The sequence below is a fragment of the Streptomyces sp. NPDC057137 genome, assembly GCF_042670825.1.
Classification (GTDB): domain Bacteria; phylum Actinomycetota; class Actinomycetes; order Streptomycetales; family Streptomycetaceae; genus Streptomyces.
In genome coordinates this window covers 1-8,766 of the sequence record NZ_JBHUUW010000128.1, presented here as the reverse complement: position 1 = coordinate 8,766, position 8,766 = coordinate 1, and the positions used below count along the sequence as shown (strand labels likewise).

The window sequence follows — 8,766 nt, the reverse complement described above, 5'->3', positions numbered from 1 at the left end:
CCCCACCCTGCTGTGAAACCCCCCTGGGTTTATTAGTAATGGGTTTGGGTGGGGGGGGCGGGGGGGGGCCCCCGGGCCGGGCCCGCCGATCCCCGCGGGTCAGAGCCGGTCGTGGAGTGCGTTCAGCTGCTCGACCTCGGCCGTCTGGGCCTCGATCACCTCCGCGGCGAGCTTCTTGGCCTTGGTGCTCTCGCCGTTCTTCCGCTCCTCGCGGGCCATCGCGATCGCCCCGTTGTGGTGCTCGATCATCAGCGCCGCGAACTTCTTGTCGAAGTCGGCGCCCTCGGCGGCGGTCAGGTCCGCCATGTCCTGGTCGGACATCATCCCGGCCGCGTCGCCCGAGCCGCTTGAGCCGTGGTGCATGCCGGGCGTGCGCCCGTCGGCCGACTCCGGCTCGCCCCACGCCTTGAGCCAGGACCGCATGGTTGTGATCTCCGGGTCCTGCGCCTTCTCGATCTCTCCGGCCAGCGCCTTGATCTCCGTGCTTGCGGCACGGTCGTCGGCCAGGGCGGACATCTCGACGGCCTGCTGGTGGTGCGGAATCATCCCCTGGGCGAAGGCGACGTCCGCGTCGTTGAACGCGCCCGTGGCGGCGGGGTCGTCCCCGCTCCCGTTCCCGCCGCCGCACGCGGCGAGCAGGAGGGCGGCGGCGGTGATCGCGCCCGCGACGGCGAGGCGACGCCGGTGGTGGGCGTGCTTGATGGAACTCATGTCGGTACAACCTTGTGGTCGGTCCTGCGGATGTGTGCGTACGCGGCTTCGAGCCCCTGAGGGCGGTTCGGCCTAAATCCGCAGGACCGACAGTGACGACAACTCCGGTGTACGGGGCGGGGGGTTGGGCCGCGGCGCGACGGCGCCCGCGAGCGGGTCCGTGAGCCGTCCGGGCCGCCGGGCGAACGCGGCGAGCAGGAGCGCCGCCGGTGCCCACGTACTGAGCACCGCCACGCACAGCGAGGCCATGTCCATGGCCATGCCGCCCATGCCGATGACCTGCTCGTCGGCCGGGGGCGGGTGAGGGAGGGCCTTCTCCGCCGCAGGCGCCGGGCCCGGTTCGGCGGACGCGTGGTTAGCCGGGCCCGCCACCGAGCCGTACGCCTCGTCCGGATGCCCGCCGGTCAGGTGCCCCACGCCGCGATGGGTGCGGGCGGCTCCGGCTCGCTCGTCCGGATGCGCCGTCTCCTCGACCCGCACCCGAAACCCGGCCGCGCGACGGGACTTGGCATCGTTCTGGCCTCGGCGGCCGCGCCCCTGCTGCCCCTGCTGATCGCCTGCGGCCCGCTGACCTGACGCCGTGCGCGGCCCTTTCCCGCACGCGGAGTTGAGCTTTCCGGGAAGCGTCCGGCCGCGCCGGGCGGAGCCCTACACCACGGCGTCCAGCGCCGGTGCGACGACGGCGAAGGCCTGGTCGGTCAGCGTGGCGGGGTCCTCGGCGCCGTCACTGTCGCTCCATCGCTGCAGCACCGTGCCGAAGACGGTCAGGGCAATTCCGGCGGCCAGTCGCGGATAGAGATCGGTCTTGGGGGACACGTTCAACCGGTTGGCCACTTCCGCCGCGAGCTCGTCGCGCCACTGTGCCTGGCGCTCCAGGAAACGGGCGAGCAGGGAGGGGGTGCCCATGATCAGCCGCACCACGCGCAGCGCCTGGTCGGCATGGCCGGCGCAGGCGTCGACGGGGACCCGGACGGTGTGCCGCAGTGCCACCGACGGCGGCTCCTGGGCGGGGCGGCCCGCGAGTTCCGCGCGCATGCCGGTGCCCATGTCGGCGAGGAACTGGATGACCACGTCCTCCTTGGACGCGAAGTAGCGGAAGAAGGTGCGCCTGGACACGCCGGCCGTGGCCACGATCTCGTCGACCGTGACCGCGTCGAACCCTTTGTGGGCCAGTAGCTTCAGCGCCGCTCCGGTCAACTCGTCCGAGACGAGCCGGCGCTTGCGTTGGGCCAGGCTCACTTCGGGGTGGATGGTCACCACCTCATCCTACACTCCGTGCCTTAGGTGGCGCGTGGTTTCATCTTGACACTGAATGCCACATGGGGCAGCTTGTGTCGCATGAGCGATAAGCGGCGCTGGACCGCCGAGCAGATTCCTGACCAGAGCGAGCGTGTGTTCGTCGTCACCGGGGCCAACAGCGGTCTGGGCCTGGCGACCACCCGGGCACTCGTCCGCAAGGGCGCGCAGGTGATTCTCGCCGTACGGGACGAGGCCAAGGGGCGCCGGGCGGTCGCGCGGCTCGCCGCCGAGCACCCGGGCGCCCTGCTGGAGGTCCGCAAGGTGGACCTGGCGGACCTGGACTCGGTCCGCGCCTTCTCCGCGGGCCTGCACTCCGACCACGCGCGCCTGGACGTGCTCGTCAACAACGCGGGCGTGATGGCGCCGCCCCGGACGCTCGGCGCGCAGGGGCACGAAGTGCAGTTCGCGGCCAACCACCTCGGCCACTTCGCGCTCACCGGGCTGCTGTTCGACCTGCTGGAGGCCGGGGACAACCCCCGTGTGGTCACGGTGAGTTCGCCCAACCACCGGCAGGCCGGCATCTTCTTCGACGACCTCGACGGTGAGCGCACGTACTCGCCCATGAGGTACTACAACCAGTCGAAGCTGGCCAACGCCGTCTTCGGCTGGCAGCTCCACCGGCGGCTGGTCGCGGCCGGCAGCCCGGTGCGGAGCGTGCTCGCCCACCCCGGCTACACCTCGACCAACCTCCAGACCAGCTCGCCGGTCGGCATGGTGAAGTTCGTGTTCGGCCGGCTGCTCCTCCCGCTCGCCCAGTCCCCCGACCAGGGCGCGCTGTCCCAGCTGTACGCGGCGACCGCCCCGGACGTCGAGGGCGGGCAGTTCATCGGTCCCGACGGCATGGGCGAGCTGCGTGGTGCGCCGAAGCGGGTGGAACTGGCCCCGAGGGCCGCCGACGCCGCGACCGGCCGCCGCCTCTGGGACCTGTCGGAAGAGCTGACCTCCGTACGGTTCGGGTTCCCGGCCCCCGCCTGAGTCGCCCTAAAGATACGAACGCGGCCCCGAACACCGACGCGGTCCGCTCCGTGCCGCGCCCCCTCCGGGCTCAGCACTCGATGATGTTCACCGCGAGCCCGCCCCGCGCGGTCTCCTTGTACTTGACCGACATGTCGGCGCCGGTCTCCTTCATCGTCTTGATGACCTTGTCCAGGGACACCTTGTGGCTGCCGTCGCCGCGCAGCGCCATCTTCGCCGCCGTCACCGCCTTGACCGCCGCCATGCCGTTGCGCTCGATGCACGGGATCTGTACGAGGCCGCCGACCGGGTCGCAGGTCAGGCCGAGGTTGTGCTCCATGCCGATCTCGGCGGCGTTCTCGACCTGTTCGGGGCTGCCGCCCAGGACCTCCGCGAGAGCGCCCGCCGCCATCGAGCAGGCCGAGCCGACCTCGCCCTGGCAGCCGACCTCGGCGCCCGAGATGGACGCGTTCTCCTTGAAGAGCATGCCGATCGCGCCGGCGGCGAGCAGGAAGCGGACGATGTCGTCGTCCTTCTCGGCGTCCGTGTGGCCGGCCGCGGCGAAGTTCAGGTAGTAGTGCAGGACGGCGGGGATGATGCCCGCCGCGCCGTTGGTGGGTGCGGTGACGACGCGGCCGCCCGCCGCGTTCTCCTCGTTGACCGCCATCGCGTAGAGGGTGATCCACTCCATCGCGTGGGCCGCCGGGTCACCCTCGGCGCGCAGCTGCCGTGCCGAATTCGCCGCGCGGCGGCGGACCTTGAGGCCGCCGGGCAGGATGCCCTCGCGCGCCATGCCGCGTGCCACGCACGCCCGCATGGCCGCCCAGATCTCCAGCAGACCCTCGCGGATCTCGGCCTCCGTGCGCCACGCCTTCTCGTTCTCCAGCATCAGCGCGGAGATCGAGAGCCCGGTCTCACCGGCCAGCCGCAGGAGTTCGTCACCGCTGCGGAAACGGTACGTCAGCACCGTGTCGTCCAGCTTGATGCGGTCCTCGCCCACGGCGTCCTCGTCCACGACGAACCCGCCGCCGACCGAGTAGTACGTCTTCTCCAGGAGGGTGCCGCCGTCGGAGTCGTACGCGAGGACCGTCATGCCGTTCGCGTGGTACGGCAGCGCCTTGCGCCGGTGCAGGATCAGGTCCGCGTCGAAGTCGAAGGGGATCTCGTGCATCCCGAGCAGACTGATCCGGCCGCCGGTGCGGATCGCGTCCACCCGCGCGTCGGCGGACTCGATGTCGACGGTACGGGGGGACTCGCCCGCCAGGCCCAGCAGCACCGCCTTGGGCGTCCCGTGGCCGTGGCCGGTGGCGCCGAGCGAGCCGAAGAGTTCGGCCCTGACCTTGGCGGTGTGGGCCAGCAGGCCCTCGTTCTTCAGCCGCCGGGCGAAGAGGCCCGCCGCGCGCATGGGGCCGACCGTGTGGGAGCTGGACGGGCCGATACCGATCGAGAACAGGTCGAAGACCGAGATGGCCACGGTGGGACTCCTAGCTGGTTGGTAGACGCCGTTGTCTGCCGGGGTGGTGCAGAAACCGCACATACAGGGTGGAACGGTACGGGGCACCGCGCGCGCCGATCGGGTGCGCGCGGCGCCCCGGAGCCCGTGGTCGCGGGTGCGACTACAGGCCGGGGTACAGCGGGTGCTTCGCCGCCAGCGCCGTCACGCGCGCCGCCAGGGCGTCGCGGTCGAACTCGGGCTTCAGCGCCGCCGCGATGACGTCAGCGACCTCGGTGAAGTCCTCGGTCGTGAAGCCGCGGGTGGCGAGCGCCGGGGTGCCGATCCGCAGGCCGGAGGTGACCATCGGCGGGCGCGGGTCGTTCGGGACGGCGTTGCGGTTGACCGTGATGCCGATCTCGTGCAGCCGGTCCTCGGCCTGCCGGCCGTCCAGCTCCGAGTTCCGCAGGTCGACCAGGACGAGGTGCACGTCCGTACCGCCGGAGAGGACCGAGACGCCGACCTTCGTGACGTCGTCCTGGATCAGGCGCTCGGCGAGGATGCGCGCGCCGTCCAGCGTGAGCTGCTGGCGCTCCTTGAACTCCTCGGTCGCCGCGACCTTGAAGGACACCGCCTTCGCCGCGATGACATGCTCCAGCGGACCGCCCTGCTGCCCGGGGAAGACAGCTGAGTTGATCTTCTTGGCCAGCTCCTGGGTGGAGAGGATCACACCGCCGCGCGGGCCGCCCAGGGTCTTGTGCGTGGTCGTGGTGACGACGTGCGCGTGCGGCACCGGGTTGGGGTGCAGGCCCGCGGCGACCAGACCGGCGAAGTGCGCCATGTCGACCATCAGGTACGCGTCGACCTCGTCCGCGATCCGCCGGAACGCGGCGAAGTCGAGCTGACGCGGGTACGCGGACCAGCCGGCCACGATGAGCTTCGGGCGTGACTCCTTGGCCAGGCGCTCGACCTCGGCCATGTCGACCTGACCGGTCTCCTCGTCGACGTGGTAGGCGACCACGTTGTAGAGCTTGCCGGAGAAGTTGATCTTCATGCCGTGCGTCAGGTGACCGCCGTGGGCCAGGTTCAGGCCCATGATCGTGTCGCCAGGCTTCAGCAGCGCGAACATCGCCGCGGCGTTGGCCTGCGCGCCGGAGTGCGGCTGCACGTTGGCGTGCTCGGCGCCGAACAGCGCCTTCACCCGGTCGATCGCGATGTTCTCGATGACGTCGACGTGCTCACAGCCGCCGTAGTAGCGGCGGCCCGGGTAGCCCTCGGCGTACTTGTTGGTCAGGACGGAGCCCTGCGCCTCCATGACGGCGACCGGGGCGAAGTTCTCCGACGCGATCATTTCGAGCGTCGACTGCTGGCGGTGGAGTTCGGCGTCGACGGCGGCGGCGACGTCGGGGTCGAGCTCATGGAGAGAGGAGTTGAGGAGCGACTTCGAAGACATCACAGTCCCTGGGGTCTCAGTTGCCGGAGAATTCGGTGTACTCGTCGGCGGAGAGCAGGTCCTTCGGCTCCTCCGCGACGCGCACCTTGAACAGCCAGCCGCCCTCGAAGGGTGCGGAGTTCACCAGCGAGGGGTCGTCCACGACGTCCTGGTTCGCCTCGGTGACCTCACCCGTGACGGGGGAGTACAGGTCGCTGACCGACTTGGTCGACTCCAGCTCGCCGCAGGTCTCGCCCGCGGTCACCGTGTCACCGACCTCGGGGAGCTGGGCGTACACGACGTCGCCGAGGGCGTTCGCCGCGAACTCCGTGATACCGACCGTCGACACGCCGTCATCGGCGGTCGACAGCCACTCGTGCTCCTTGCTGTAGCGCAGCTGCTGGGGGTTGCTCATGTCGTGAATTCTCCTGTACGCGGGGGAGTGGTGGTGAACACGTGTCTTGCGGAGTGAGATGACGCCCGGTCCGGCGGGCGTTACTTCTGACGCTTGTAGAAGGGCAGCGCGACGACCTCGTACGGCTCGATCGAGCCCCGGATGTCGACCCCGACGCCCGCGGTGCCCGCCGCGGCGTGCGACGCGTCCACGTAGGCCATGGCGATCGGCCGGCCCAGCGTCGGCGACGGCGCGCCCGAGGTGACATGGCCCACCACCGCTCCGTCCGCCACCACCGGGTATCCGGCGCGCGGCACCCGGCGGCCCTCGGCGACCAGACCCGTCAGCTTGCGCGGCGGCGCGGTCTCGGCGCGTTCGGCGGCGGCCTCCAGCGCCGTACGGCCCACGAAGTAGCCCTCCTTCTCGAACTTGACGACCCGGCCCAGGCCCGCGTCGAAGGGCGTGAGACCGGTCGTCAGCTCCTGCCCGTACAGCGGCATGCCGGCCTCCATCCGCAGGGTGTCGCGGCACGAGAGCCCGGCCGGTACGAGTCCGGCGGACGCGCCCGCGGCCATCAGGGCCTGCCACAGCCCTTCCGCGTACCGGGGCTCCACGAACAGCTCGAAGCCGTCCTCACCCGTGTAGCCGGTACGGGCGATCAGCGCGGGTACGCCGGCGACGGTGCCCGGCAGCCCGGCGTAGTACTTGAGCCCGGCCAGATCGGCGTCGGTGAGCTGGGCCAGGATGCCCGGCGACTGCGGGCCCTGGACGGCGAGCAGCGCGTACGCGTCGCGGTCGTCCCGCACCTCGACGTCGAAGTCCGCGGCGCGGCCGGTCAGCTCGTCGAGCACCACCTGCGCGTTGGAGGCGTTCGCGACGACCATGAACTCGGGGGCGCCGTGGGTGTCGAGGCGGTACACGATCAGGTCGTCCAGGATCCCGCCGTCCTCCTGGCAGATCATGGTGTAGCGGGCGCGGCCCACGGCGAGGGTGCCGATGTTGCCGACCAGCGCGTAGTCCAGCGCCTCGGCGGCCTGTGTGCCGGTGACGGTGATCTCGCCCATGTGGGAGAGGTCGAAGAGACCGGCCTTCGTACGGACGGCGACGTGCTCCGCACGCTCGCCGGCGTAGCGCAGCGGCATGTCCCAGCCGGCGAAGTCGGTCATGGTGGCGCCCAGCGAGCGGTGCACGGCGTCGAGCGCGGTGAGGCGCGGGGCGTCGGGACCGGCCGCTTCGGGGACGGGGGTGTCAGACGTGTTGCTCATAGGTGTGGCTCCCAGGGCATGACAGAGAGGACAATCCTCCCCATCTGTCATCGGAACCTGAGAGGTTCATCACGACGTGTACGTACACGTACGCATACGGAGGTCGTGACTTGCACCTTGGGTGGAAGCGCCTGGCGGCGATTCGCTTTTCAGATCTGCCTCGTCCGCGCGGTACTGGGCCTGAGAGATTCAAGGGAGGAACTTGCTCCTTCGGCGCCCGGCACCAGAGGTGACCGGGACTCTCCCGCGCGGATTCGAACGGCCGGTATGGAGTTGGCGCGCACATCATCGCACGCGTCGGCCTCCGTAGGGAGGGAGGGCGACGGGGACGTCCCACCGGGCGGCCCGACCGGGCCGACAGGGCCGTGAGCAGCAAAACGCTTGGTGCCGTATTACCAGTTCTTTACACTTGATGGGCAAGGGTCATCGGCCACGGCGATGGACCCGACAGGGGGAGGGCGATGACGTTGCAGCGGTCCCGTGCAGGTGCGTACGCGACGACCGCGGGGGTGCCCGCCCAGCCGGCAGCGGTTCCCCGCAAGGCCTTGGCGGCCGTGCCGCCGGTCATCCGGGACCTGAGGGAGCGGGGGCGGCGGGGGCCCCGGCGCCTGACGTTCGGCGACGGCGACGTGGTCGTCGTCTCGGGCCTGCCGGGCAGCGGGAAGTCCACACTGATCGGCCGGGCCGCCGCGGGCCGGGGGATCGACTCGCAGGACACCCGCGACCGCTGGGCGCGCCGGCTGCCCCAGCGGCTGCCGTACGCCGTCTACCGCCCGCTGGTGCGCCTCGCGCACTACGCGGGGCTGCGGCGTGCGCTGCGCTCCGGCGAGAGCGTCGTGGTGCACGACTGCGGCACCCAGGCGTGGGTCCGCCGCTGGCTGGCCCGTGAGGCCCGCCGTCGCGGCAGAAGGCTCCATCTGGTCCTGCTCGACGTGACCCCGAAGACGGCCCGCGCGGGCCAGCGCGAGCGCGGGCGCGGGGTGTCCGGCTACGCCTTCGCCCGCCACCGCCGCGCGGTGTCCCGCCTCGTCACGGCGGCGGAATCCGGCCACCTCCCACCGGGCTGCGCGTCGGCGGTCCTCCTGGACCGCGACGCGGCGGGGGCGCTGACGGGGATCGACTTCGCGGGGCCGTGAGCGGGGCCCTAGGGGCAGCGGGGCGCCGGGGCCCTCCGGCGATCGGGGCCTGTCCTCGATCGCCGGAGGGCCGGCGCATGCGGCCCGTCCGGCGATCGAGGACGAATACCCCACCCAGGCGCCTAGGCCCCAGTCTCGTATAA

The 8,766-nt window shown here is 71.3% G+C and carries 10 protein-coding genes and 1 riboswitch; of the genes, 3 read left to right on the top strand and 7 right to left on the bottom strand.

Annotation, left to right across the window (positions count from 1 at the left end; all coding sequences use genetic code 11):
- Positions 1–99: 99 nt before the first annotated feature.
- Both ACFT9I_RS39825 and ACFT9I_RS39820 read right to left on the bottom strand, forming a co-directional pair.
- Positions 100–711, bottom strand: coding sequence for a DUF305 domain-containing protein (locus ACFT9I_RS39825; protein ID WP_382572707.1), 612 nt, complete (start codon positions 709–711; stop codon positions 100–102).
- A gap of 72 nt (positions 712–783) precedes the next feature.
- A complete protein-coding gene (locus ACFT9I_RS39820) occupies positions 784–1,128 on the bottom strand; it encodes a hypothetical protein (protein WP_382572704.1) in 345 nt (114 codons plus the stop codon).
- Here ACFT9I_RS39820 and ACFT9I_RS39815 point away from each other — a divergent pair.
- Complete coding sequence (locus ACFT9I_RS39815; RefSeq protein WP_382572703.1) at positions 1,105–1,287, top strand: hypothetical protein; 183 nt, start codon at positions 1,105–1,107, stop codon at positions 1,285–1,287. The two genes, ACFT9I_RS39820 and ACFT9I_RS39815, sit on opposite strands and share 24 nt — an antisense overlap.
- 72 nt (positions 1,288–1,359) lie before the next feature.
- On the opposite strand, the gene ACFT9I_RS39810 is transcribed toward ACFT9I_RS39815, so the two are convergent.
- Positions 1,360–1,968, bottom strand: a complete 609-nt coding sequence (locus tag ACFT9I_RS39810; RefSeq protein WP_382572702.1) for a TetR family transcriptional regulator — start codon at positions 1,966–1,968, stop codon at positions 1,360–1,362.
- An 81-nt stretch (positions 1,969–2,049) separates the two neighbouring features.
- On the opposite strand from ACFT9I_RS39810, the gene ACFT9I_RS39805 reads away from it, so the two are divergent.
- Entirely contained in the window at positions 2,050–2,985 is a 936-nt protein-coding gene (locus ACFT9I_RS39805) for an oxidoreductase (RefSeq protein ID WP_382572700.1), read from the top strand.
- Between the two features lie 70 nt (positions 2,986–3,055).
- Here ACFT9I_RS39805 and ACFT9I_RS39800 read toward each other — a convergent pair whose 3' ends face one another.
- The 4 genes from ACFT9I_RS39800 to gcvT form a co-directional block, all read right to left on the bottom strand.
- Positions 3,056–4,438 (bottom strand): L-serine ammonia-lyase, encoded by a 1,383-nt coding sequence (locus ACFT9I_RS39800; protein WP_382572698.1) that lies wholly within the window; start codon positions 4,436–4,438, stop codon positions 3,056–3,058.
- Positions 4,439–4,580: 142 nt separating this feature from the next.
- Complete coding sequence (glyA, locus tag ACFT9I_RS39795; protein WP_382572695.1) at positions 4,581–5,849, bottom strand: serine hydroxymethyltransferase; 1,269 nt, start codon at positions 5,847–5,849, stop codon at positions 4,581–4,583.
- Positions 5,850–5,865: 16 nt separating this feature from the next.
- Entirely contained in the window at positions 5,866–6,243 is a 378-nt protein-coding gene (gcvH, locus tag ACFT9I_RS39790; RefSeq protein ID WP_382572693.1) for a glycine cleavage system protein GcvH, read from the bottom strand.
- An 80-nt stretch (positions 6,244–6,323) separates the two neighbouring features.
- Complete coding sequence (gcvT, locus tag ACFT9I_RS39785) at positions 6,324–7,487, bottom strand: glycine cleavage system aminomethyltransferase GcvT (protein ID WP_382572690.1); 1,164 nt, start codon at positions 7,485–7,487, stop codon at positions 6,324–6,326.
- A gap of 159 nt (positions 7,488–7,646) precedes the next feature.
- Positions 7,647–7,744, bottom strand: a riboswitch (glycine riboswitch).
- A 204-nt stretch (positions 7,745–7,948) separates the two neighbouring features.
- Between gcvT and ACFT9I_RS39780 the strand changes: the two genes are divergently transcribed.
- Positions 7,949–8,623: an AAA family ATPase gene (locus ACFT9I_RS39780; RefSeq protein ID WP_382572689.1), complete on the top strand. Its 675-nt coding sequence runs from the start codon at positions 7,949–7,951 to the stop codon at positions 8,621–8,623.
- Positions 8,624–8,766 lie beyond the last annotated feature (143 nt).

Coding starts and splice junctions, on each gene's coding strand:
- ACFT9I_RS39825 (WP_382572707.1), bottom strand. CDS start 711: ATGAGTTCCATCAAGCACGCCCACCACCGGCGTCGCCTCGCCGTCGCG.
- ACFT9I_RS39815 (WP_382572703.1), top strand. CDS start 1,105: ATGCCCGCCGGTCAGGTGCCCCACGCCGCGATGGGTGCGGGCGGCTCC.
- ACFT9I_RS39805 (WP_382572700.1), top strand. CDS start 2,050: ATGAGCGATAAGCGGCGCTGGACCGCCGAGCAGATTCCTGACCAGAGC.
- glyA (WP_382572695.1), bottom strand. CDS start 5,849: ATGTCTTCGAAGTCGCTCCTCAACTCCTCTCTCCATGAGCTCGACCCC.
- gcvH (WP_382572693.1), bottom strand. CDS start 6,243: ATGAGCAACCCCCAGCAGCTGCGCTACAGCAAGGAGCACGAGTGGCTG.
- gcvT (WP_382572690.1), bottom strand. CDS start 7,487: ATGAGCAACACGTCTGACACCCCCGTCCCCGAAGCGGCCGGTCCCGAC.
- ACFT9I_RS39780 (WP_382572689.1), top strand. CDS start 7,949: ATGACGTTGCAGCGGTCCCGTGCAGGTGCGTACGCGACGACCGCGGGG.